This window comes from Cupriavidus sp. FW305-3-2-15-C-LB2, assembly GCF_058787575.1.
Map to the genome: position 1 here is coordinate 112,120 of NZ_JBYSZW010000013.1, position 22,676 is coordinate 134,795.

A 22,676-nucleotide genomic window follows, 5' to 3' on the forward strand; every position below is an offset into this window, starting at 1 on the left:
TCTCCTGGTTAGTCGTCTTGCCGGGCAGCAGCTTTCGGCACGGCCAGTTCGGGGTAGCGCTCGGTAAGCTGCGCGGGCATCTCCACGTCGAGGATGAAGCGGTCGCCGCGGTACCAGAAGCGGCCCGCCGTGAGCACGTTGCCGTCGATATCCAGCGTGGTACGGACAATGCGCGCGACCGGTGCCGCGAAGGCATAGTCCAGGTCGCGCGCCAGCATGGCGTCGGCCGGCTCAACGGTCATGGTCTGGCGCATCGTGCCAAGCCGGTCGCCCAGCTGCTCCCGCAGCAAGTGGGCAATCTTGTGATGCTTCTCAGCGCCGCGCGGGAACCTGGCGAACACCGCGTCGGCCACATACAGCTCGATCAGGCAGAACGGCATCCCGTCATGCACGTGCAGCTTGCGCAGCATCACGTAGCGGTCCATCGGCGCGCCGCAGGTGGCAAGGCCGGGCGGCAGGGCCATGTTCTTGCGCTTTTCCAGGATGCGGATCTCGAGGCCGCTGGCGCCAACCGAGACATCGTTGATGGCCGAGCGCATGCCTTCGCCCGGGCCGGACGGCACCATGATGACGTGCGTGCCGCGCCCGCGCTGGCTGCTGATCAGCCCTTCCTCGGTCAGCAAGGCAAAGGCCTGCCGCACGGTGACCTTGGCAAGGCCGTACGCCTGCGCCAGGTGCTCGACCGTGGGCAGCTGGAACCCGACCGGATACTCGCCGGCGACGATCTTGTGGCGCAGCACGCTTGCCAGTTGCCGGTAGCGGGTCACGCCGCCGGCGTTATCGTCGGCCAGCGCGATGCCGCCATTGGCTGCGACCTTGGCGCTGGCGCGTGTCATGACAGCAGGCTCCGCGGCACGCGCACCGGCATCGTCAGCAGGATCTGCGCCATCCCCTTGCCTAGCGGGTCATTGCGCAGCGATGCCATGCCGCCGCCATCGAGCGCCGACTCGCAGACAAAGTTCATCGCGTCGAAGCCCGGCAGGTCATAGCGCGAGACCGGCCCCAGCACCAGGTGGCCCAGCCAGTCGGCCACGCGCGCCGCCGTGACCTCGGCGCGCAGCAGCGGGAGGTATTCCGGCCGGCGCGCAATCAGGCCGATATTGGAGATATCGCCCTTGTCGCCGCTGCGCCCGTAGGCAAGCCGGACCAGGGGGACTTCAATGCGGTCGCCACCGGCAGGGATGGCGGCAGCCTGCGCCGCGGCAGGGGCGGCGGCGTCCGTCGCTGCGTGCCCGGCCGGGATGGAGACGGCAGTCCACACGCCATCCATGACCACCGTCGGCGACAGCGCACCCTTGTCCAGCAGGAAGGCGTATTGCCGGATCGATGGCGACGGGCTGGCGCGTCCACCGCCCGATCCCGTGGTGCCGGGCGACCAGCTCGTGCCGGCCGCCGCGATTTCGCGGGCGAATAGTTCAAGCGCCGCCTTCTCGGGATGCGTGACCGCAAGCCGCATGATGGCCTCGCGGGTATGGCGCGCCGCAGCGTGCGGCCCGAAGCAGGATTCGGCTCCCAGCACTTCGACCCGGGTGCGGGTGTAGTCGCCCCAGCCGTTTTCCGCGAAGAGCCTGCGCGTGCGGGCCAGGATGGCCTCGGCCGTGCGCTCGGCCTTGGCCGCCGCGTCAATGCCGACGATGGTCAGCTGGGCATTGCAGCGGAAGCCTTCCATATAGGTGGCACTGACCTTGTAGCAGTTGCCCGGCGCACGCCCACGGGCGCCGCGCACCTCGACCAGGTCCGGCCCGGCCTGGCGCAGCGCCACCTGCGTGAAATCGCAGGTCACGTCCGGCAACAGATAGGCCGAAGGGTCGCCGATCTCGTACAGCACCTGCTCGCCCACCGTGGCAGTTGTGACCAGTCCGCCGGTAGCGGGTGGCTTGCCCACCAGGAAGCTGCCGTCCGCCCGGCACTCCACCACCGGATAGCCGATGTTCGGCCAGTCCGGCACCTGCTCCCAGTCGGTATGCAGCCCGCCTGTCGCCTGGCAGCCGCACTCGATGATGTGGCCGGCCAGGCTGCCCTGCGCCAGCCGGTCATAATCGTGCGCCTGCCAGCCGAATTCGTGCATCAGCACGCCCAGGGTCACCGCGCTGTCCACGCAGCGGCCGGTAATGACGATCTGCGCGCCCTGGTCCAGCGCCTTGCAGACCGGCAGCGCGCCGAGATAGGCATTGGCGCTGACCAGCTTGTCCGGCAGCGGCAAGCCCTTCTGCATGTCGGTGATGCCTGCCTCGCGCAGCGATGCCACCAGCGGCATGACATCATCGCCCTCGACCACGGCGATGCGCACCGCAATGCCCTGCTCGGCGGCGATCGCCGCCAGCGCCTGCGCGCAGCCCTGCGGATTGATGCCGCCGGCATTGCTGACCACGCGGATGTTGCACTCAACGATCTCCCGCAACAAGGTCTTCATCGTCACCGTGACGAAGTCGGTGGCGTAGCCAAGCTCCGGCTTGCGCAGGCGAGCCGCGGCCAGCACGGACATGGTCAGCTCCGCAAGGTAGTCGAACACCAGGTAGTCGATCCCGCCATGGCGCACCAGTTGCGGCGCGCCCACGCTGCTGTCGCCCCAGAATCCGGAAGCGCCGCCGATGCGCACTGTCTTGTCATGCATGGTCCTGTCTCCTTGCCTTTCTCTTACTTGCCGGTCCAGTTCGGCTTGCGCTTTTCGCGGAAGGCGAGCTGGCCCTCGCGCGCGTCCTCGGTCATGGCGAACAGGCCGATCTGGCTTTCCGTGAACGCCATCGACTGCTCGAAGGACATCGCATCGATATGCTTGAGGGTATAGAGCCCGCGCCGGATCGCAGCGGGCGCCTTGTCGAGCAGCCGGCCCAGCAGCCAGTCAAGCTTGCCGTCCAGATCCGTACTGACGTGGTTGACCAGCCCTGCCGCCAGCGCTTCCTGCGCGGTCAGCGGCTCGCCGCAGAGGCACAGCTCATTGAGCACGCGCCGCGGCACCAGATGCTGCAGCACGCTCAGCACCTGCGCCGGGAACACCCCCACCTTGACCTCGGGCAGGCCGAACACAGCCCGCTCGCTGGCCACCGCCATGTCGCACATGGCCATCAGCCCCATGCCGCCAGCCATGCAGGCGCCATTGACGCGCGCGATCAGCGGCACGTTGGAGCGCCGCGCGCAGCGCAGCAGGTCGGCAAGCCGCTGGCTCGGCTCCGAATAGTCGAACGCAAAGGACTTGCCGCTCTGCAGGTCGGCGCCCGCGCAAAAGGCCTGGTCTCCGGCACCGGTGATGACCACGGCGCGGATGGCGTCGTCGTGGTTGGCACGGTCGATCCCCGCGTGCAACCCGTCCAGTACCACCGGATTGATCGCGTTGCGGCGCTCGGGCCGATTGATGGTCAGCCAGAGGACCGCGCCGCGGACTTCGCACAGGAGTTCTTCATTCATGTTCAGGCCTCGCTTGCCGTGCCAGCCGTATGCACCGATGCCTGGCGCGGTTCGCCCGATGCGCCGGATGCCATCAGGCTGTCGATGTCGGCCTCGTTGTAGCCGGCCTCGCGCAGCACTTCGCGGCTATGCTCGCCCAGGGCCGGGGCATGGCGGCGCTGCGATGGCGGCGTCCCGTGCCATTCGCTGGGCACCGACATTTCGCGGATGCGGCCCACCGCCGGGTGGTCGGATTCGCTGAAGAAGCCGATGTCATTCAGGTGCGGATCATCGAGCAGCGATTCAAAGGTGTGCATCGGGAACACCGGGATATCCGCCTCCTTCAGCAGCACTTGCCATTCCTCCGTGGTCCGCCTGGCCAGTTCGTCGCTGACCATGCCGTAGAGCTCGGTGATGTGCGCCGTCCGGGTAGTGATGTCGGCGAAGCGCGGGTCGGTGTCGTACAGGCCGGGCTTGCCGATCACCTTCAGGAAGGCACGCCAGTGATGGTCGTGATAGATCAGGCAGCAGACATGGCCGTCGCGGGTCCGGTAAGGCCGGCGCTCGGGAGACAGCAGGCGTGGATAACCGAATCCGCCCTTGGCTGGCACGAAGGTCTCGCCATAGAGATGGTCGCCCATCACGTAAGGCACCATGGTTTCGAACATCGGCACATCGACGCGCTGGCCGCGGCCGGAGGTCGCCCGCGCGTAGAGCGCGGCGCAGATCACGCCGAAGGCATAGAGTCCGACGGAACGGTCGGCAATAGTCAGCGGAAGATAGCGCGGAATGTCGCCGGTGCCCATGGCAACCGCCTGGGGCAGCCCGGTGGCGGCCTGGATCAGGTCGTCGAACGCCGCTTGCGGGGCATAGCGTCCGCGCTGCGAGAAGCCGAACATGCCGACATAGACCAGGCGCGGATTGATCTGCGCCAGCGTCTCGTAGTCCAGCCCGAGCCGTTGCATCGCCTGGGGCCGGACGTTGTACGCCAGCACGTCCGCATCCGCCACCAGGCGCAGCAGCGCCTCGCGCCCCTGCGGCGACTTCAGGTCCAGCACGATGCTGCGCTTGTTGCGGTTCAGCCCGAGGAAAAGCGGCCCCATCTTCTCATTGCCGCAGGGCCCGATGCCACGGGTGCTATCGCCCGCGGGCGGCTCCACCTTGATCACATCCGCGCCGAGGTCGCCGAGCATCTGAGTGGCCGAGGGGCCCATGAACACCGCCGTGATGTCCACGACCTTGACGCCAGCGAGTGCTCCAGTCGGTGTCTCCATCCTTGCTCCTGCCTTGTTTCTATAGTTCTATTAATAGGACTATACGACAAGCAGACCGGGTACGCAAGGACCACGGGCAGACGTGAAGATGCATGGCAGGAAACAAGAAAGCCGTAGAATCCCGGCTGACAACTTCCCTCAAGACCGTGAAAGCACTTTCCCGCCTGAACCTGCAGCAGGCCGCCCTGCTCTGCGCCACCCTGCTGACATCCGTTTCGATCCATGCCGCGCCCCCTGCCCAGCCTGACGCAGCCGGCAACACCGCTGCGCCGCTGGGACTGGAGCTGGGCAAGTCCAGGTGCTCTCGCCTGGCGCCGCCGCAGAATCACGCCAGGACCGGCAAGTCCGAGTGGGCCGGTGGCGACGCCGTCGAGCTCAGGCACCTGGAGCGCTTCCACCTGCAGGGCCTGACGCGCGTGATCCTGAACTGCGATGCGCAGGACACCGTGGCGCTGATCACGATGACGTTCGAGCGCCCGGCGCTGGATGAGGTGCGCAAGAAGCTCGACGAGCGCTATGCGTCCCTGCGCAAGACCGAAGGCGCGGCGGAGAATGGCTATGCCGAGTGGTCCGCCGCCAATGGCAGCCTGGAGTTGCTCTATGGGCGCGACAGCAAGCACTTCACGGTGGCGTACTGGGCCAGGGGCGCGAAGGCGAAGTACTTCTCATATAGCGGCACTGACAACAAGAAGCCCGCCGCGGCCACGCCTGCCAGCCAGCCTCAACCGGCGCCGCTGTGACCGCGGGCGGCTCGCCCCTAAAACCCCACTGCCTGCCCGTCGCGCCGCGAGTCCGAGGCCGCGATGTAGCCGTCCGGCGCCTTGTAGATGAGTTGCGCCGACCCGAACTCCAGGCTGTCGCGCGGCGCCACCTCGACGCGATGGCCCATGCCGCGCAGCGTGGCGACCACATCCGGCGGCAGATGCGCCTCGACATTCACCACCGGCCCGTGCTCAACGCGGAAGCGCGGGGCGTCGCTCATGGCCTGCGGATTCTGGCCGAAGGCGGCAAGCCGCGCCATCATCTGGACATGGCCCTGCGCCTGCATCGAGCCACCCATCACGCCGAACGACATCACCGGTGCGCCGTTACGCGTAACGAAGCCCGGGATGATGGTGTGCATCGGCTGCTTGCCCGGCGCCACGCAGTTGGCGTGGCCGGGCTTGAGGTTGAAGCCCGCGCCGCGGTTATGCAGCGCGATGCCGGTGCCGGGCACCACCACGCCGGAGCCAAAGCCGCGGTAGTTTGACTGGATATACGACACCATCGAACCCGCGGCATCCGCGCTGGACAGGTAGACGGTACCGCCGCTCTTCGGGATGCCAGCGGTAGGTGTGCCGGCGCGTTTCATGTCGATCAGCGCCGCGCGCTCGGCAAGATAGGCCGGATCCAGGAAGGCGGCGGGCGCGTGCTGCATGGTGGCCGGGTCCGACACGTGGCGGTGCAGGTCGGCGAAGGCCAGCTTCATCGCCTCGATGCTGGCGTGATAGAAGCCGGCGCTGTCGCAGCCCATGCCTTCCACGTCGAAGCGGTCCAGGATGCCAAGGCCGATCAGCGCGGCGATGCCCTGGCCGTTCGGGGGAATTTCATGGAGCGTGTAGCCGCGGAACTGCTGCGCCATCGGCTGGACCCAGGCGGCGCGATGTGCGGCCAGGTCGTCGGCACGGATGGCGCCTCCGGTTTCCTCGGCGAACGCGACGATGCGCGCGGCGAGTTCACCCGTGTAGAAGCTCTCGCCATCGCTCTCGGCAATGCGCTGCAGCGTGGCGGCCTGCTCCGGGAAGCGCCAGCGCTCGCCCGCCTGCGGTGCCCTGCCGTCGCGCAGGAACGCCTTGGCAAAGCCAGGCTGGCCGGCCAGCACCGGCACCTGTGCGGCCCATTGCCGTGCGATCTGCGGCGACACCAGGAAGCCCTGTTCAGCGTACTCGATGGCCGGCGCGAACAGCCGCGCGAACGGCAGCTTGCCGAAGCGGGCCGACAGCGCCTTCCAGCCCGCGACCTGGCCCGGCACGGTGACCGTATCCCAGCCCACCTGGGGCATGCTGTCGTGCCCGGCGAAATGATCCAGGGTCCAACGCGCCGGCGCCCGGCCGCTGGAGTTGAGCCCGTACAGCTGCCCCTCGTGCCAGACCAGCGCGAACATGTCCCCGCCAATGCCGTTCATCACCGGCTCCACCACGGTCAGCGCAATCGCACTGGCAATGGCGCTGTCGATGGCATTGCCGCCTTCGTACAGCATGCGCAGCCCCGCCTGCGCGGCGAGGGGCTGGCTGGTGCTGACCGCGTTGGCGGCCAGCAGCGGCATCTTTTGCGACGGGTAGGGAAAGGTCCAGTCGAAAGGCAACATCGGGAACTCCATTCAGAACAGGTAAAGGGGCGCGCGGGCGGCGCCCCAGGGTTGCTGCACGCGGCTTATTGCAGGGTCACGCCGGACTGCTTGACCAGCTTTTCGGTGCGCGGGATCTCCGCGCTGACCATCGCGCTGAAATCGCCGACGCTGCCGCCGCGCGGCTCGGCGCCGGTGGCAGCCAGGCGTTCACGGAACTCCGGCGCCTTGAGCAGCTTGTTGATCGAGACATTGAGCTTGCTGACCACGTCGGCGGGCGTGCCCTTGGGCGCGACAATGCCGTACCACGGCGCGATATCGAAGCCGGCATAACCCTGCTCGGCAATCGTCGGAATCTCCGGCGCGTTGGGCGAGCGCTTTGCGGTGGACATGCCGAGCGCGCGCAGCTTGCCGGCCTTCACATACGGCAGGCCGGTCATGATGGTGTCGAAATACATCGACACCTGGCCCGACAGCAGCGCCGGAATCGCTTCGCCGGCGCCCTTGTACGGCACATGGACGATATCGATGCCGGCCGCGGCCTTCAGCATCTCGCCGGCGATATGCGAGGTGGTGCCGGCACCGAACGAGGCATAGGTCAGCTTGCCCGGATTGGCCTTGGCATACGCGACCATCTCGGGCAGCGTCTTGAACGGCAGCGAGGGGTTGGACAACAGGATATTCGGCGTGACCGCGACCACTGCCACCTTCTCGAACGCATCCGGGTCATAGCTGAGCTTCTTGTACAGGAACCGGTTGGTCACCATCGACGCCGGCCCGGACATCAGCAGCGTATAGCCATCGGCCGGCGCGCGCGCGGCCGCCTCGCTGCCGATCATCGCGGCGGCGCCCGGGCGGTTTTCAACCACGAAGGTCTGGCCGTATTCCTTGCCGAGGCCAAGGCCGATCTGCCGCGAGATCAGGTCTGTGGCCGAGCCGGCCTGGAACGGCACGACAATACGCACCGGCTGGCTGGGCCAGTCGCGGGCGCCTTGCGCAAGTGCCAGTGAAGAGGCCGCCAGCATGGCGACTGCAAGCAGGCTGCGGATAGCAGTGGAACGCATCATTTTACCCTCATCGATAGAAGAAATGGCATCCGCTGACAGCAACGGATGGCACTTCCCAGTCCGCAATATGCGTGCCATTGGCGTTGGGCCGATCGCGGCGCGCGTCCTGTCCGCCCCCTTCCGTTTCCTGGAAGTTTGCGCAGGTCTTGCACCGGAGTCGCCCACCTGGCACCGGCATTCGCCGGACTGTCTTGTCTCCGTGGGGCCAGCGCACTGCGTGGGTGCGCCGTGCCCCGCCCTGGTGGTGGGGTGTTCCTCACCCCATTGTTGTTATTCGACTTCCATGCAGAGGTACTTCGTCTCCAGATACTCGTCGATGCCATGGCGTGAGCCTTCCCGGCCCAGCCCCGATTGCTTGACGCCGCCGAACGGCGCCACCTCATTGGAGATCAGCCCGGTATTGATGCCGACCATGCCGTACTCGAGCCCCTGCGCCACGCGCCAGATCTTCGCCATGTCGCGCGAGAAGAAGTAAGCGGCCAACCCGGATTCGGTATCGTTGGCCATCGCCACCACTTCTGCTTCGCTGGTGAAGCGGAACAGCGGTGCCAGCGGGCCGAAGGTCTCCTCGCGCGCGACCCGCATCGATGCAGTCGCATTGGCCAGCACCGTGGGCGCGAAGAAGGTGCCGCCCAGCGCATGGCGCTGGCCGCCCGTCAGCACCGTGGCGCCTTGCGCGAGCGCGTCGGCGATATGCGCTTCGACCTTGGCCACCGCGTCGGCGTCGATGAGCGGGCCTTGCGTGACCCCGCTGTCGACGCCATGGCCCGGCCGCAACTGCTCGACCGCGCTGACCAGCCGGCGCGCGACCTCGTCGTAGACGCGGTCGTGCACATAGATGCGGTTGGCGCAGACACAGGTCTGGCCGCTGTTGCGGAACTTGGAGGCAAGGATGCCCTCGACCGCGCGATCCAGGTCCGCGTCATCGAAGATGATCAGCGGCGCATTGCCGCCCAGTTCCAGCGAGAGCTTCTTCACGGTGCCTGCGCACTGCGCCATCAGCAGCTTGCCGATCGCGGTCGAGCCGGTAAAGCTGAGCTTGCGCACCACCGGGCTGGCGCACAGCACGCCGCCGATCTGCACGGCGTCGCCGGTCACCACCTGCAGCACGCCACGCGGCACGCCGGCCTGTTCGCCCAGCACGGCCAGCGCCAGCGCCGTGAGCGGCGTCTGTTCGGCCGGCTTGACGATGATGGTGCAGCCGGCGGCGAGCGCCGGGCCGACCTTGCGCGTGATCATCGCCGCGGGGAAGTTCCACGGCGTAATGGCCGCGCACACGCCCACCGGTTCGCGCAGCACCAGCATCTTCTGGCTGCTGCGCGGGCTGGCCAGCACCTCGCCATCGACCCGCTTGGCTTCCTCGCCAAACCACTCGAGAAAGCTCGCGGCATAGGCCACCTCGCCACGCGCCTCGGGCAGGGGCTTGCCTTGCTCTGCGGTCATCAGCCGGGCCAGGTCTTCCTGGTGCGCCAGCATCAGGTCGGCCCAGCGGCGCAGCACGGCGGCACGCGCCTTGCCCGTCTGTGCGCGCCACGCCGGCAGCGCGCGCTCGGCGGCGCGCACCGCCTGTTCGGCTTCGGCCGCGCCGGCCAGGGGCACCGAGCCGATCCGTTCACCGGTTGCCGGGTTGCAGACGGCGAGCTCTGCGCCGCTTTGCGCCCCGGTCCATTCCCCGTCGATCAGGCAATGGCTGCGCAACAGCGCGGTATGTTGGAGTTCCATGTGTTCCCCTTATTCGGCCAGCGCCTGGGTCAGCACCGCCAGCGCCGCGTCGAACTGCGCCTGCGGGATGGTGAGCGGATAGAGGAAGCGGATGACATTGCCGTAGGTGCCGCAGGTCAGCAGCACCAGTCCGGCTTCCAGCGCACGCGTCTGCACGCGCTTGGCATGCTCGGCGCTGGGCTGGCCTGTGGCGGGATCGCAGAATTCGGCGGCAACCATCGAACCCAGCCCGCGCACCTCGGCCATTGCGGGGCAGTGCTTGCGCTGCGCCAGCAGGTGCTCGCGCAACTGCTGGCCCAGGCTGGCAGAGCGCTCGCACAGCTTTTCTTCCTCGATGACGTCGATGACCGCGTGCGCCGCCGCCACCGCCAGCGGATTACCGGCATAGGTGCCGCCGAGGCCGCCGGGCAGCGGCGCATCCATGATCGCGGCCCGGCCGCTGACCGCCGACAGCGGCATGCCGCCGGCCAGGCTCTTGGCCATGGTGATCAGGTCCGGCTCCACGTCATGGTGCGACATCGCGAACATCTTGCCGGTACGGCCAAAGCCGGTCTGCACTTCATCGGCGATCAGCACGATGCCGTGCTGATCGCATACGGCCCGCAGCCCCCGCATGAAATCGGCCGGCGCCGCCTGGAAGCCGCCTTCGCCCTGCACCGGCTCAACGATGATCGCGGCCACGCGGGCCGGATCGATATCGGTCTTGAACAGGCCTTCAAGCGCCTGCAGCGCCCGCTCAGTGCTGACGCCATGCAGCGCACTGGGGAACGGAGCGTGGTAGATGTCGGAGGGGAACGGGCCAAACCCGATCTTGTACGGCGCCACCTTGCCGGTCAGCGCCATGCCCAGCAGCGTGCGTCCATGGAAGGCGCCCGAGAAGGCGATCACGCCGGGGCGGCCGGTATGCGCACGGGCGATCTTGATGGCATTCTCCACGGCCTCTGCGCCGGTGGTGAACAGGGCCGTCTTGTTCAGGCCCTGGATCGGCACCAGCGCGTTGATGCGCTCGGCCAGCGTGACATAGCCCTGGTAGGGCACGATCTGGTAGGCGGTATGCGTGAAACGCTCCAGCTGCGCGGCGATGGCCTGCATCACGCGCGGGTGGCGATGGCCCGTGTTGAGCACGGCGATGCCGGCGGCGAAGTCCGTGTAGGCACGGCCTTCCACGTCCCACAGCGTGGCGTTCTCGGCGCGGTCGGCGTAGAAATCGCACATCACGCCCACGCCGCGCGGCGTCGCGAGGGTACGGCGTTGGTTCAGTTCGAGGTTTTTCATGGTCATTGTGCGGTAAGGACTGTCGGCACCGGCCGACTCGCGAAACGGGCACCGCTGGCAGGGGCCCAGCGATGCCAGCCATTTCAACCGGCCTTGGCCCTATAATCCAGTACCGCTTTCGCAATTCCGATGGTGCCAATTTGAAATCGATCTGCGGCGACCAGCTGCTCCAGCGCCTGGGCCCCGAAGGCACGGCGGCACTGGGCAAACCGCTCAACCGCGGCCTCTACGAATGCATCCGCGGCGCGATACAGGACGGCAGCCTTGCGCCGGCCACCCGCTTGCCGCCGCAACGCGACCTGGCCGCCGAACTGGGGCTGTCTCGCAATACGGTGATGTTTGCCTACGACCAGCTGCTGGCCGAGGGCTACCTGTATGCACGCACCGGCAGCGGCACCTTCGTTGCCGCCACCGCGCCGGAGCGCTACCTGAACGCCGCCGCGGTGCCGGCGACCGAGGTCGGGCCGCAGGCCATGCCCGGGCTGTCACCGCGCGGACAGCGGCTGCTGGCCAATGCCTCGGCCTCGCCCACGCAATGGGGCGCATTCATGCCGGGCGTTCCCGACGTCACGCGCTTCCCGCATCGCCGCTATGCACAGATCTCGGCCCGCGTGTGGCGCAACCCGCACCCGGAGTGGCTGAGCTACAGCCATGGCGGCGGGCTGCCGGCGCTGCGCGAAGCCCTGGCGGCGCATCTGCGGGTAGCGCGCTCGGTGCGCTGCGATCCGGACCAGGTGCTGATCACCGAGGGCATACACCAGGCCATCGACCTGGTGGTGAGGATGCTGGGCTCGCCCGGCGACCAGGCGTGGGTGGAGGAACCCAGCTATTGGGGAATCCGCGGCGTGCTGCAGGTCAGCGATATCGGCATGGTGCCGAAGCTGGTGGACGACGAGGGCCTGACGCTGCCCGACACGGAGGCCGGCGGGGAGATGCCCGCGCCGCGCTTTATCTTCGTCACGCCCTCGCACCAGTACCCGCTTGGCGCCGTGATGAGCCTGAAGCGCCGGCGCGCGCTGCTGGAGTACGCCCGCCAGCGCGGCAGCTGGATCGTGGAGGACGACTACGACAGCGAGTTCCGTTTTTCCGGGCAGCCGATCCCGTCGTTGCAGGGCATGGAGCCGGATGCGCCGGTGATCTATATCGGCACCTTCAGCAAGACCCTCTATCCGGGCTTGCGCATGGGCTACCTGGTGTTGCCGCGCAGCCTGGCCGGCGCCTTCCAGACCGCGCACGCCGAGCTATACCGGGCCGGCCACCTGATGACGCAGGCAACCGTCGCCGAATTCATGCAGGCCGGCGACTATGCCGCCCACATCCGCCGCATGCGGCCGCTGTATGCCCGACGGCGCGCCATCCTGGCCGCGTTGATCGAGCGCTATCTCGGCCCCGGCGCGCTGCATGAGCACGGCAGCAATGCCGGCCTTCACCTGGTGCTGCGCGTGCCCGACGATGCCGACGACGTGGCCATCACCGCCGCCGCCCGCGCGCGCGGCATCATGGTGCGGCCGCTGTCGCGCTATTTCATCGGCGATGCCGTGCAGCGAGGCCTGCTGCTGGGATATGCCTGCGTGCCGGAGGAGGACATCGCGCCGGCCTTCGACAGGCTGCTCGGCTGCCTGCCGCGCGGCGGCATGCGCGCCCCGCAGCGTTGAACCGTGCCGAGAGACAAGCCCCGCCGTCCTGAAGGCGGCTTCATCCTGAAATAACGGAAGATGCGATGAATCAACTGTTGGTCCGCAATGTCCGGCTCGCAGCCGGGAACCAGGTCGATATCCTGATCGCAGACGGCCAGTTCGCGCGCATCGGCGCCGGGCTTGAGGCGCCGGCCGGATGCCAGGTCGAGGACGGCGCCGGCACGCTGGCGCTTCCCGGCCTGGTCGAGGCGCACACCCACCTGGACAAGACCCTGTGGGGCATGCCCTGGTATCGCAATGAGGTCGGCCCCAACCTGACCGACCGCATCGACAACGAGCGCCGCTGGCGCGCCGCCACCGGCCACGATGCCCGCACGCAATCGCTGGCGCTGGCGCGCGCCTTCCTTGCGGCGGGCACCACGCGGCTGCGCACCCACGTCGATATCGACACCGACGCGGGCCTGCGCCATCTGCAAGGAGTACTTGCCACGCGCGACCAGCTGTCCGCGCAGATGGACATGCAGATCGTCGCGTTCCCGCAGTCGGGCGTGCTGGGGCGCCCCGGCACGGAAGCGCTGCTGGATGCGGCGCTGCGCGATGGCGCCGACATCCTCGGCGGGCTGGACCCGTGCGCCATCGAAGGCGACCCGGTGCGCGCACTGGATGTCCTGTTCGGCCTCGCGCAGCGCCATGGCCGCCCGCTCGACATCCATCTGCACGAGCCCGGCACCATGGGCGCCTATTCCCTCGACCTGATCCTGCAACGCACGGCCACGCTGGGCATGCGCGGCATGGTCACGGTCAGCCATGCGTTCTGCCTGGGCGACATTGCCGATCGCGAGCGCGACGCGCTGCTGCGGCGCATCGCCGACCTTGGGGTTGTCATCGTCACCACCGCACCGCCGTCGCGCCCGGTGCCGCCGGTCGCCGCGTGCCGCGCGGCAGGCGTCAGGATTGCCGGCGGCAACGACGGCATCCGCGATACCTGGACCCCATACGGCTCGCCCGACATGCTGGAGCGGGCCATGCTGATCGGCCTGCGCAACAACTTCCGCCGCGATGACGAACTCGCGCTTGCGCTCGATTGCGTGACGCACGCGGCCGCCGGCGCATGCGGCTTCCAGCGCTATGGCCTGGCGCCGGGCGACCGGGCGGACCTGGTGCTGGTCGCCGCGCAAACAGTGGCCGAGGCGGTCGTGGCAAGGCCGGTGCGGCAACTGGTGGTGTCGGCCGGCCGGGTCGTGGCACGCAACGGCGCGCTGGCATGAACGCATCCGTCAAATAGACTAGCTGCAGGGCGGCGTTGAGATCGTGCACTTGCGTTGCGCGGTAGTCGCTTGCAAAGCACATTGGCCGTCGGGCCCGGGTGGCAAGCGGGCCACAACCACACGGAGGTGGTAGTCGATGAAGCCTCGTCACGATCCACAGCAATGGCGCCGCTTCTATATCCTTGATGAGAAGAACCGGCCAGTGCAGGTAGCCGACCACGACGAATGGTCGCGCTGGATGGCGGACAACGACCTGGTATTCCGCCGCACCCTGCTGGAGCAGTCCGGCGGCACGGTGACGACCCGCTTCCGGGGCGTGTCGGAGGCCGCGCCGACGGACACCCCCTTGTTCATCACGCGCGTGACCGGGCTGGCCGAGCAGGACAATGAAAGTTTTGGCGCGCAGACGCTTGACGCGGCGCTGGAACAGCATGAGCGGATCGTGCAGAAGCTGCTGCGCCAGCTGACCGGGCGGTGACCGGCAGCCGGACCAGTGCGCCCTTGCCTGAGCCTTAGCGTCGGTCGCACCGCGAGTGAACATGCGCCCCCTGCTGGAAGCCCGCCTCGTCAACGATGCCTTTGGCGATCCGGGGCTGTTCGTAGACTTCCTGGACGAACGGCGCGCGCTGCTGTTCGACCTGGGCGACATCGCCCGGCTGATGCCGCGCGAGCTGATGCGCCTGTCGCATGTATTTGTCACGCATGCGCACATGGATCATTTCTCTGGCTTCGACAAGCTGCTGCGTGTGCTGCTCGGGCGCAAGCCGCGCCTCGTGCTGGTCGGCGGGCCAGGATTCCTGGCACAGGTCGAGCACAAGCTGCTTGCCTATACCTGGAACGTGGTGCATCGCTACGCCACCGAGCTGGTCATCGAAGTGGCCGAACTTGGACTGGACGGGCAGATGCGGCACGCCTGCTTTTCCAGCCGGCACGGCTTTGCCAGGGAGGCCGAAGCGTGTGTCGAGAGGGCCGGCGATATCGTGCATGACGAAGCGACGTTCCGGGTGCGCGCCTGCTTTGTCGATCACGGGATTCCATGCCTGGCCTACCTGGTGGAGGAAAAGGCCCGGCTCGGCGTCAACAAGGAGCGCCTGGCTGCATCGGGCCTGACCACCGGCGCCTGGCTGCGCGAACTCAAGCATGCGGTCCTGACCGGCGCGGCCGCCGATGCCCCGATCCTTGTGCAATGGCGGGACAGGAGCGGCGACCATGCATCGGCGCGAACGGTCGGCGAGCTGAGCCGGCTGATCCTGGATACCGAGCCCGGCCTGCGCATCGGCTACGTGACCGACCTGCGCTATACGAGCGCGAACGTGCAAGCATTGTCGCAACTGATGCAAGGCGTCGACCAGCTCTTCATCGAGAGCGTGTTCCTGGATGTCGACCGGGCACACGGCCTGCGCAAGAACCACCTGACCGCCGCCCAGGCCGGGCGGATTGCGCGCAGCATAGGCGCACGCGCGGTGACGCCGTTCCATTTTTCGCCACGCTATCAAGGGCGCGCCGATGAACTGGCTGCCGAGGTACGGGACGCCTGGGGCACAGAGTCCTTTGCAGAACAGGTACCGCCGGCGGTCTAGATCTTGATCTGCGTGCCAATCTCGATCACGCGATTTGCCGGTATGTTGAAGTAATCAGCAGCATTGCCGGCGTTCCTGCTCATCGTGGCAAACAGACGTTCACGCCATGACGCCATGCCACTGGGGCCGCCGGCTGCAGCGACGATGGCCTCGCGACTCAGGAAAAACGAGGTGTCCATGATGTCAAACTCCAGGCCAGCCGCCGGAGGCAGAGCGCCGAGCGCCTGCGCGACATCGGGCCGGTTCATGAAGCCGAAGCGCAGCGTTATCCTGTAGCAGGCGTGTCCGAGCGGCTCAACGGCTGCGCACTCGGTCGCCGGCACCGATGGCACATCCTTCATTTTCACGGTAAGAAACACGACGCGCTCGTGTAGCACCCTGTTATGGTTGAGGTTATGCATCAACGCGTGTGGCACCACATCCGGTGTCGGGGTGAGGAACACCGCCGTGCCGGGCACGCGCGGTGGTGGTGCGAGAAACAGCGAATCCAGGAACGACTTGAGGGGCACGTCGGTACTTTGGAGCCGCTCCAACAGCGCTTGCCGGCCGCGAACCCATGTCAGCATCACGACGAATATCCCAGCCCCGACAACGAGCGGGAACCAGCCCCCTTCGGCAACTTTCAACAGGCTGGAGGAAACGAAAGCCATATCCACCGCAATAAAGAAGCCGGTTGCGACAAGGCTTAGCAGCAGGTTGTAGCGCCAACCGTAGTGGATCACAAAGAAGGTGAGAAGCGTCGTCACCAACATCGTGCCGGTGACCGCGACCCCGTACGCCGAAGCGAGATTGGACGAAGATCCGAAGCCGAGCACGGCAACCAGAACCGCAACAAGCAACATCCCGTTGAGAGTCGGTATGTAGATCTGACCGATCGCTCGCTCCGATGTGTGCACCACGTTCATGCGTGGCAGATAGCCCAGCTGGATTCCCTGTTTCGTCAGCGAGTAGGCACCCGAAATCGTCGCCTGCGACGCGATCACTGTTGCCGCTGTCGCGAGTGCAACCATCGGATAAAGGGCCCACGACGGATACAGCAGGTAGAAGGGGTTCTCGATTGCTTTTGCATTCACAATGATCAGCGCGCCCTGCCCCAGGTAGTTGAGCGCAAGCGCCGGGAATACCAGCCCGAACCAGGCCAGGCGAATCGGGGCACTGCCGAAATGCCCCATATCGGCGTAGAGCGCTTCGGCACCGGTGAACGCGAGCAGCACCGCCCCAAGCACCGCGAACGAGGCGAACCCGTGCTGCGTGACGAAGCCGAGCGCGTGCAGCGGGCTGAGCGCGCCCAGGATTGCGGGATACCGGGCGATGCCGTGGATGCCCGCGGCGGCCAGGGCGAGAAACCACACGATCGTGACAGGCCCGAACAGCGCGCCGATGGCGGCGGTGCCATGCCGCTGGAACAGGAACAGCGCGATCAACACACCCACGGATGCCGGCAAGACATAAGGCTGCAGCGCGGTAGTGCCCACCTCGATGCCTTCGAGCGCCGAGAGCACCGACATGGCAGGTGTCAGCACGGCATCGCCATAGAAGAGCGCCGCGCCGAACAGGCCCACCAGCAGGATCGGCGTCGGCGAGCGACCGACCTTTTTCACGGACGACAGGGCGAGCGCGAGCAGTGCCATGATGCCACCTTCGCCCCTGTTGTTTGCCCGCATGATGAGGATCACATACTTGAGCGAAACCACCACCATCAGCGCCCAGAGGATCGCGGAGATACCGCCAAGTATGTTCTCGGTTACGAGCGGGATCCCGTGGGCTGGATTGAAGGTCTCCTTGACCGCATAAAGGGGGCTCGTGCCGATATCGCCGTAGACCACGCCCAACGCAGCAAGCGTGAGCTCTGCACGGGATTGCTGCGGATGCGACGCGTCCGGCGTTTCACCGTTCATGGCATGGGAATCCACCGCTGCTCCTCGATTTTCGAACGGATGGTCCGCCTGCTCAGGGCAATCACGTGAGGGCGCCCCCGCCGAGAGCCCTTCTGTCCGGCCCCGCCTTGCGGCAGCGAGAGACGTATTCGACCCATGCCCGCCGCATGCAAAATGCCGCCAAACCTGTCGTTGGCCCAGCCTTGCTACAATTCTGGTTCACAGAACGGCAAATATCATGGGCTTTGAACAACTCGCAGCACTAAGGGATCAACTGGCAAACAAGGCAAAGGCCGAATCCAAGGCAAAGGCCGAATCACGGGCGGAAGGCAAGCGCCGGCGCCCTGCGCCGGCTGCCGCGCAGGCTGCGGCACCCGCGAAGCCGCCCGTCGATCCTGTGGTGCATTCCATTGCCCGGCTGCAGAAGCACTTCCCCAAGGCGTTTCCGAAGAACCCGGCGCCCAAGGTGCCGCTGAAGGTCGGCACGTTCGAGGATCTGGCCCAGCATGCGGGCAAGCTGGCCCTGACCGAGGCGGAGCTGCGTGAAGCGATCCGCACCTGGTGCAGCGGCGCACGCTATTGGTCGTGCATGGTGGAAGGCGCCAAGCGGCTGGACCTGGAGGGCAATGAGGCCGGCGTCGTCAGCCTGGCGGATGCCAAGCGGGCCCAGCAGCTGAAGGCCCGCCGCGGTGCGGGCACCCGGCCGCGGAAAGCCAAGCCCGCCACGCCCGCTGCCACGCCTGACACCCCTGCCGCGCCCGACGCCACGCCTGACAGCCCCGACACGCCTGCCACGCCCTGATCCCCACCGTCGGATCTGCAGCGGCGCTTACGCCAGCACCGCGCGCGCGATCACCGTCCGCTGGATTTCCGACGAGCCTTCATAGATGCGCAGGATCCGCGCATCGCGCACCAAGCGCTCCAGCGGCATTTCGCGCGTGAAGCCGTAGCCGCCGTGGATCTGCAGCGCGGCGTCGGTGACAAAGCCGACCATCTCCGAGGCATAGAGCTTGGCCATCGATGCCTGCTCGGTGAAGGGCTCTCCGTCCCGGCGCCGCACCGCCGCCTGCAGGGTCAGCAGCCAGGCCGCCTCCAGCCGCGTGCGCATGTCGGCAAACATCCATTGCAGGCCTTGCTTGCGCGCCAGCGGCTCGCCGCCGACCTGGCGCTGCCTGGCCCAGTCCGCCGCGCACGCCAGCGCTGCCTCGGCAATGCCCAGGCTGGTGGCAGCCACGTCCAGGCGGCTGTTGTCCAGCACCTTCATCGCGGTACGGAAGCCCGTGCCTTCCGGCCCCAGCCGGTTGGCGGCGGGAACGAAGCAGTCCAGCGCCACCTCATGGGCCGGCGCCCCGCGAATTCCCATCAGTTTCTCGGCGGGCGCGATCTGCACGCCCTCGCTGTGCCGGTCCACCACGAAGGCGCTGATGCCGCGCGTGCCGGCGGCGGGATCGGTCTTGGCGTAGACGACGATAAAGTCCGCAGCGTCCGCATTGGAGATGAAGTGCTTGACCCCGCGCAGGCGGTAGCCGTCGCCCTCCGGGGTGGCGCGCGTGGCCATGTCCGCCGGGTTGGAGCCGGCGCGCGGCTCGGTCAGCGCAAAGGCGCCCAGCTTGCCGCCGGCGGCCGCATCCGGCAGGTAGCGCTCGCGCAGGCTGTCGTCGCCGCCGATCAGGATGGAATCGGTAGCCAGGTAGTGCGCGCCGATCATCGACGAGGTCGAGGCGCAGGCCTTGGCAACCTCCGCCAACGACAGGATCAGTGCCACCGGCGAAGTCTCGGTCCCGCCCCAGCGCTCCGGCAGGTTCATCCCCATCAGGCCGAGCTCGGCAAGTTGCGGCACATAGCACGTGGTGGAGGCTTCGGCCCGGTCCACCTCGGCCGCCTTCGGCGCCAGTTCGCTTTGCGCGAAGCGTCCGATGGCATCGGCAATCTCAAGATCGCCCGGCTCTACGCCCAGTCGTTTATGCATGTTGTTTCTCCTTGCTGAACACTTGCGGATGCGCCGTGGCAGCGTTGGCCAGCTCGGCCAGGATGGCTTCGGTGTGCTGCCCCAGCGCCGGCGCGGGCGTCACGCGGTTGGCGCCGTAGCCGGAGAACTTCACCGGCTGCGAGGGCAACCGCACGGTGCCGCCCTCCGGCCCGGGCACTTCGGCAAGCAGGCCGCGGTGGGCGGCATGGTCGCTCTCCAGGGCTTCCTTGACGTTGCGGATAGGCGCGACAGGGATGCCCGCCTCGCTCAGCAGGCGGTTCACCTCGGCCACGGAACGGCTGGCCGACCAGGCTTCGAGACCGGCGCGCAGATCGCTCTCGAAGCGGCAGCGCGTCTCGTCGTCGGCAAAGCGCGGGTCCTGCGCCATCTCCGGCCGGCCGATGGCATTGGCCAGCGCCTGGAACAGCTTGTTGTTCAGCACCGCCACCACATAGAAGCCGTCCGCGGCGCGGTACACGCCGAACGGCGCGGACGAGGGATGGCGGTTGCCGACGCGCAGCGGCGCCAGGCCGGTCGCGGCATAGCGCGCGACCAGGGTGGCGCTCAGGCTCAGGGTGGCGTCGAACATCGAGACATCGACATGCGTGCCCCGCCCGGTCTTCTCGCGCGCCAGCAGCGCGGCCAGCACGCCCCATGAGGCGAACAGGCCGCTGACCGCATCGGAGACGGCCTCGCCCAGCATGGTCGGGGCGCCGTCCGGGGCGCCGGTGGCATCCATCAGCCCGCACATTGCCTGCAGGATGATGTCGTAGGCCGGACGGTGCGATTCCGGCCCGGTCTGGCCGAAGCCCGACACGCTGGCGTAGACCACCGGCGGATTCAGCGCACGCAGCGCCTCATAGCCGATGCCCAGCTTGTCCGCGACACCCGGGCGGAAGTTCTCGACCACCACGTCGGCCCGGGCGCAGAGCGAGCGCGCCAGCTCCAGGCCCGCTGCCGTCTTCAGGTCGATCACGATGCTCTGCTTGTTGCGGTTCATGGCAGAGAACAGACCGCTCTTGCCATCGACGAAGGGACCGACCGCGCGGTAGTCATCGCCGCCAGGCGGTTCGATCTTGATCACCTCTGCGCCAAGGTCGCCGAGCAGCGCCGTGCAGTAAGGGCCCGCCAGCACGCGCGAGAAATCGATCACGCGGATGCCGGCAAGCGGCAGGTCGGAATGAGTCACGTCTTGGCCTCCAGGCTTGCAAACCCGCGGGCTTGCGTTTCAGTGACACCGATTCTGCGCAGCGCAGGCTATCAAGTAAAATATTGAATTCGACTAGCACCTATAGGATTTTCTGATGCGCGTCTCCTTGCGGCTGTTGCGCTACTTCGCCGCGGCGGCCGAAACCGGCAGCACCACGGCGGCTGCGCGGCTGCTGAACGTCTCGCAGCCCTCCATCTCCGTTGCCATCCGCGAACTGGAGACGCTGTTCGAGGAAGCCTTGTTCGCCCGTGATGTCGGCGCAAGGATGACCCTGACCCGCTTCGGCGTACGCAAGCTGGCGGAAGCGCGCCACATCCTCGGAGCAGCAACGGCATTTGAAGTGGACAAGAGCGGCGATGCCGCCGCGGGCGAGGTGCAGATCGGCGTCTTCCGCACGCTGGCGCCGGTCTATCTGCCGGTGGTGCTGCGCCTGGCACGCGAGCGCTATCCCAAACTGTCGGTACGCTTTGTCGAAGGGGATCTCGCACAACTGGAAGACTGGCTGCACGGCGGGCAGATCGAGCTGGCGCTGACTTACGACGTAGGCATGCCCGAAGACATCGAGCGCGAACTGCTGGCAGAGCTGCGGCCCTACGGCCTGCTGCCCGCGGGCTCGCGGCTGGCCAGGCGCAAAGGCAGCCTGTCGCTGCACGAACTGGCGCAGGAACCGCTGATCCTGATCGACCTGCCGCACAGCCGTGAATTCCTGATGGCGCCGTTCTGGCAATTCGGGCTGCAGCCCGAGGTGCGCTACCGCGCGACTTCGCTGGAACTGGCGCGCGGCATGGTGGCGAACGGACTGGGCGCGGCGCTGCTGATCACGCAGGCGCCGGCGTCGTCCCAGATCACCGCCGTCGTGGAAAAGCCGATACGGGAAGATACCGTGCGCCAGCCGCTGGTGATCGCGCGCACGGCCCGCGCGACGCGCACCCGCGCGTCAGAGTTGCTGGCCGAGTGCGTGCGCGCGGCTGTGGAAGAAGCGAAGATCCGGCGCGCTTGACGGCGCGCGGCGTCCATTCAGCAGAGCCGGTCCGCGAACCAATCCGCCACCAGTGCAGTCCGCTCGGCCGCGTGGTTGTAGATCGTATGCTCGCCATCCGGCCAGATTCGTAGCGTCACGTCGTCCGTGAGCGCCGCGTCCAGGAACGGCTGCTGGTCTTCCAGCTTCACCAACGGATCCTCGCCGCCATGCAGCACGAGCAGCGGGCAAGCGATCCTGTCGCGGTGCGAGTGAAAGCGCATGCGTTCGAAATTGGCCTGGATGGCTGCCTGGTTCGTGCTGCCCAGCATGGCGGCTGCCTGCTCCTCGAACGTCCGGAACGGCAGCAGTGTGGGAGCTGCGAGGGCACCGTTGATGCAGCACGCCCGGATCCTGTCGTCCGTCGCTGCCGTGGCTGCCGCCCAGAGCCCGCCCACGCTGTTCCCCCAGATGCCGGGGACGCCAAGCGATGCATCCTCGGCTATCCGTGACACAAAGCACCGGTAGGCCGCGGGAATATCCACGTCGACATGAATGCCGTGGACCAGCCGGGTTTCGCCCTGCCCCGGGCCTTCCGCCATCAGCGTGGCGAGACCGCGTTCCGCCAGGGCCCGCGCCAGCGGCAGGTATGCCACCCCCCAGCCGCTCTGCCCGCCAAAGAGCAGCACGGTGCCGCGCGCGTGGCCGGCTGGCGGGCGCATCAGCCACCCTGTCAGGCGACCATTTGCGAATGAAAGCTCAACGCGCTCGAGGCCTTGTGCGGACCAGTGGCAAAGCTGGTGCGTCGCAGCCACCAGGCGACTGTACAAGCCGAGTTTGCGTGGCGCGTCGTGATTGAAGGCCATCTGCGCAAAGACCAGGTCGGCAATCGCCATGGACTGGGCCTGGGCGGCTGTCACCAGGTGGCCGGCCCTGGCAGCATGCTCGGCGCGCTCCAGCTGAGCATCGGCGAGCGACTCGGCCACGCGATCCCAATCCTCTCCCCGGCTGGTGGCGTCGAACAGCCGGACGGCGTCGGCATAGTCCATGCCGCAATCCAGCAAGCGTGTGACCGGCATCGCCCGCTGGAACGCAAGCGCTGCCGAAGAAACCGTTGTCGTCATCATGG

Annotated in this window: 19 protein-coding genes; 7 read left to right on the forward strand and 12 right to left on the reverse strand. The window is 67.4% G+C overall.

The window, feature by feature from the left end:
- Positions 1 to 8 precede the first annotated feature (8 nt).
- The 4 genes from AC3WRR_RS12475 to AC3WRR_RS12490 are packed head-to-tail and all read right to left on the reverse strand — an operon-like array spanning position 9 to position 4,658.
- Positions 9 to 836 (reverse strand): GntR family transcriptional regulator, encoded by an 828-nt coding sequence (locus AC3WRR_RS12475; RefSeq protein ID WP_011616938.1) that lies wholly within the window; start codon positions 834 to 836, stop codon positions 9 to 11.
- Positions 833 to 2,614, reverse strand: coding sequence for an acyclic terpene utilization AtuA family protein (locus tag AC3WRR_RS12480; protein ID WP_439672606.1), 1,782 nt, complete (start codon positions 2,612 to 2,614; stop codon positions 833 to 835). Before AC3WRR_RS12480 ends, AC3WRR_RS12475 begins: the two co-directional genes overlap by 4 nt.
- A 23-nt stretch (positions 2,615 to 2,637) precedes the next feature.
- Positions 2,638 to 3,405, reverse strand: coding sequence for an enoyl-CoA hydratase/isomerase family protein (locus tag AC3WRR_RS12485; RefSeq protein WP_492297143.1), 768 nt, complete (start codon positions 3,403 to 3,405; stop codon positions 2,638 to 2,640).
- A gap of 2 nt (positions 3,406 to 3,407) precedes the next feature.
- Complete coding sequence (locus AC3WRR_RS12490) at positions 3,408 to 4,658, reverse strand: CaiB/BaiF CoA transferase family protein (RefSeq protein WP_492297145.1); 1,251 nt, start codon at positions 4,656 to 4,658, stop codon at positions 3,408 to 3,410.
- 146 nt (positions 4,659 to 4,804) lie between these two features.
- Here AC3WRR_RS12490 and AC3WRR_RS12495 point away from each other — a divergent pair, with 146 nt between their 5' ends.
- Positions 4,805 to 5,398: a hypothetical protein gene (locus AC3WRR_RS12495; RefSeq protein ID WP_037023995.1), complete on the forward strand. Its 594-nt coding sequence runs from the start codon at positions 4,805 to 4,807 to the stop codon at positions 5,396 to 5,398.
- A gap of 17 nt (positions 5,399 to 5,415) precedes the next feature.
- On the opposite strand, the gene AC3WRR_RS12500 is transcribed toward AC3WRR_RS12495, so the two are convergent.
- From AC3WRR_RS12500 to AC3WRR_RS12515, 4 genes are all read right to left on the reverse strand, one after another.
- Positions 5,416 to 7,005, reverse strand: coding sequence for a gamma-glutamyltransferase family protein (locus tag AC3WRR_RS12500; RefSeq protein WP_492297147.1), 1,590 nt, complete (start codon positions 7,003 to 7,005; stop codon positions 5,416 to 5,418).
- Positions 7,006 to 7,070: 65 nt separating this feature from the next.
- Positions 7,071 to 8,048: a Bug family tripartite tricarboxylate transporter substrate binding protein gene (locus tag AC3WRR_RS12505; protein WP_010809704.1), complete on the reverse strand. Its 978-nt coding sequence runs from the start codon at positions 8,046 to 8,048 to the stop codon at positions 7,071 to 7,073.
- Between the two features lie 273 nt (positions 8,049 to 8,321).
- Positions 8,322 to 9,773 carry an NAD-dependent succinate-semialdehyde dehydrogenase gene (locus AC3WRR_RS12510; RefSeq protein WP_010809703.1) on the reverse strand — a complete coding sequence of 484 codons (1,452 nt, stop codon included), beginning with the start codon at positions 9,771 to 9,773 and terminating at the stop codon, positions 8,322 to 8,324.
- A gap of 9 nt (positions 9,774 to 9,782) precedes the next feature.
- Positions 9,783 to 11,048 carry a 4-aminobutyrate--2-oxoglutarate transaminase gene (locus tag AC3WRR_RS12515; RefSeq protein WP_010809702.1) on the reverse strand — a complete coding sequence of 422 codons (1,266 nt, stop codon included), beginning with the start codon at positions 11,046 to 11,048 and terminating at the stop codon, positions 9,783 to 9,785.
- A 140-nt stretch (positions 11,049 to 11,188) separates the two neighbouring features.
- On the opposite strand from AC3WRR_RS12515, the gene pdxR reads away from it, so the two are divergent.
- From pdxR to AC3WRR_RS12535, 4 genes are all read left to right on the forward strand, one after another.
- Complete coding sequence (pdxR, locus tag AC3WRR_RS12520) at positions 11,189 to 12,703, forward strand: MocR-like pyridoxine biosynthesis transcription factor PdxR (protein ID WP_492297165.1); 1,515 nt, start codon at positions 11,189 to 11,191, stop codon at positions 12,701 to 12,703.
- A 65-nt stretch (positions 12,704 to 12,768) separates the two neighbouring features.
- Positions 12,769 to 13,953, forward strand: coding sequence for an amidohydrolase family protein (locus AC3WRR_RS12525; protein WP_058698540.1), 1,185 nt, complete (start codon positions 12,769 to 12,771; stop codon positions 13,951 to 13,953).
- 136 nt (positions 13,954 to 14,089) lie between these two features.
- Complete coding sequence (locus tag AC3WRR_RS12530; RefSeq protein ID WP_010809699.1) at positions 14,090 to 14,431, forward strand: hypothetical protein; 342 nt, start codon at positions 14,090 to 14,092, stop codon at positions 14,429 to 14,431.
- Positions 14,432 to 14,492: 61 nt separating this feature from the next.
- A complete protein-coding gene (locus AC3WRR_RS12535) occupies positions 14,493 to 15,533 on the forward strand; it encodes a ribonuclease Z (protein ID WP_011616929.1) in 1,041 nt (346 codons plus the stop codon).
- On the opposite strand, the gene AC3WRR_RS12540 is transcribed toward AC3WRR_RS12535, so the two are convergent.
- Positions 15,530 to 17,431, reverse strand: coding sequence for a potassium transporter Kup (locus AC3WRR_RS12540; protein ID WP_011616928.1), 1,902 nt, complete (start codon positions 17,429 to 17,431; stop codon positions 15,530 to 15,532). The two genes, AC3WRR_RS12535 and AC3WRR_RS12540, sit on opposite strands and share 4 nt — an antisense overlap.
- A gap of 217 nt (positions 17,432 to 17,648) precedes the next feature.
- Here AC3WRR_RS12540 and AC3WRR_RS12545 point away from each other — a divergent pair, with 217 nt between their 5' ends.
- Positions 17,649 to 18,212, forward strand: a complete 564-nt coding sequence (locus tag AC3WRR_RS12545; RefSeq protein ID WP_011616927.1) for a ProQ/FinO family protein — start codon at positions 17,649 to 17,651, stop codon at positions 18,210 to 18,212.
- A 27-nt stretch (positions 18,213 to 18,239) separates the two neighbouring features.
- Here the strand turns inward: AC3WRR_RS12545 and AC3WRR_RS12550 are convergent, their stop codons facing one another.
- Complete coding sequence (locus AC3WRR_RS12550) at positions 18,240 to 19,379, reverse strand: acyl-CoA dehydrogenase family protein (RefSeq protein ID WP_439672601.1); 1,140 nt, start codon at positions 19,377 to 19,379, stop codon at positions 18,240 to 18,242.
- A complete protein-coding gene (locus tag AC3WRR_RS12555) occupies positions 19,372 to 20,568 on the reverse strand; it encodes a CaiB/BaiF CoA transferase family protein (protein ID WP_439669897.1) in 1,197 nt (398 codons plus the stop codon). The genes AC3WRR_RS12550 and AC3WRR_RS12555 overlap by 8 nt, the downstream gene beginning before the upstream one ends.
- Positions 20,569 to 20,683: 115 nt before the next feature.
- Between AC3WRR_RS12555 and AC3WRR_RS12560 the strand changes: the two genes are divergently transcribed.
- On the forward strand, positions 20,684 to 21,589 hold the full coding sequence (locus AC3WRR_RS12560; RefSeq protein WP_058698544.1) for a LysR family transcriptional regulator: 906 nt from the start codon (positions 20,684 to 20,686) through the stop codon (positions 21,587 to 21,589).
- A gap of 17 nt (positions 21,590 to 21,606) precedes the next feature.
- On the opposite strand, the gene AC3WRR_RS12565 is transcribed toward AC3WRR_RS12560, so the two are convergent.
- Positions 21,607 to 22,674 (reverse strand): alpha/beta hydrolase family protein, encoded by a 1,068-nt coding sequence (locus AC3WRR_RS12565; RefSeq protein ID WP_011616923.1) that lies wholly within the window; start codon positions 22,672 to 22,674, stop codon positions 21,607 to 21,609.
- Positions 22,675 to 22,676: the final 2 nt, after the last annotated feature.

Bases quoted from the DNA above. Each gene is read 5' to 3' on its own strand.
- AC3WRR_RS12565 (WP_011616923.1), bottom strand. From the start codon at position 22,674: ATGATGACGACAACGGTTTCTTCGGCAGCGCTTGCGTTCCAGCGGGCG.
- AC3WRR_RS12505 (WP_010809704.1), bottom strand. From the start codon at position 8,048: ATGCGTTCCACTGCTATCCGCAGCCTGCTTGCAGTCGCCATGCTGGCG.
- AC3WRR_RS12480 (WP_439672606.1), bottom strand. From the start codon at position 2,614: ATGCATGACAAGACAGTGCGCATCGGCGGCGCTTCCGGATTCTGGGGC.
- AC3WRR_RS12530 (WP_010809699.1), top strand. From the start codon at position 14,090: ATGAAGCCTCGTCACGATCCACAGCAATGGCGCCGCTTCTATATCCTT.
- AC3WRR_RS12500 (WP_492297147.1), bottom strand. From the start codon at position 7,005: ATGTTGCCTTTCGACTGGACCTTTCCCTACCCGTCGCAAAAGATGCCG.
- AC3WRR_RS12525 (WP_058698540.1), top strand. From the start codon at position 12,769: ATGAATCAACTGTTGGTCCGCAATGTCCGGCTCGCAGCCGGGAACCAG.
- AC3WRR_RS12485 (WP_492297143.1), bottom strand. From the start codon at position 3,405: ATGAATGAAGAACTCCTGTGCGAAGTCCGCGGCGCGGTCCTCTGGCTG.
- AC3WRR_RS12515 (WP_010809702.1), bottom strand. From the start codon at position 11,048: ATGAAAAACCTCGAACTGAACCAACGCCGTACCCTCGCGACGCCGCGC.
- AC3WRR_RS12475 (WP_011616938.1), bottom strand. From the start codon at position 836: ATGACACGCGCCAGCGCCAAGGTCGCAGCCAATGGCGGCATCGCGCTG.
- AC3WRR_RS12550 (WP_439672601.1), bottom strand. From the start codon at position 19,379: ATGCATAAACGACTGGGCGTAGAGCCGGGCGATCTTGAGATTGCCGAT.
- AC3WRR_RS12535 (WP_011616929.1), top strand. From the start codon at position 14,493: ATGCGCCCCCTGCTGGAAGCCCGCCTCGTCAACGATGCCTTTGGCGAT.
- AC3WRR_RS12560 (WP_058698544.1), top strand. From the start codon at position 20,684: ATGCGCGTCTCCTTGCGGCTGTTGCGCTACTTCGCCGCGGCGGCCGAA.
- AC3WRR_RS12510 (WP_010809703.1), bottom strand. From the start codon at position 9,773: ATGGAACTCCAACATACCGCGCTGTTGCGCAGCCATTGCCTGATCGAC.
- AC3WRR_RS12490 (WP_492297145.1), bottom strand. From the start codon at position 4,658: ATGGAGACACCGACTGGAGCACTCGCTGGCGTCAAGGTCGTGGACATC.
- AC3WRR_RS12545 (WP_011616927.1), top strand. From the start codon at position 17,649: ATGGGCTTTGAACAACTCGCAGCACTAAGGGATCAACTGGCAAACAAG.
- AC3WRR_RS12540 (WP_011616928.1), bottom strand. From the start codon at position 17,431: ATGAACGGTGAAACGCCGGACGCGTCGCATCCGCAGCAATCCCGTGCA.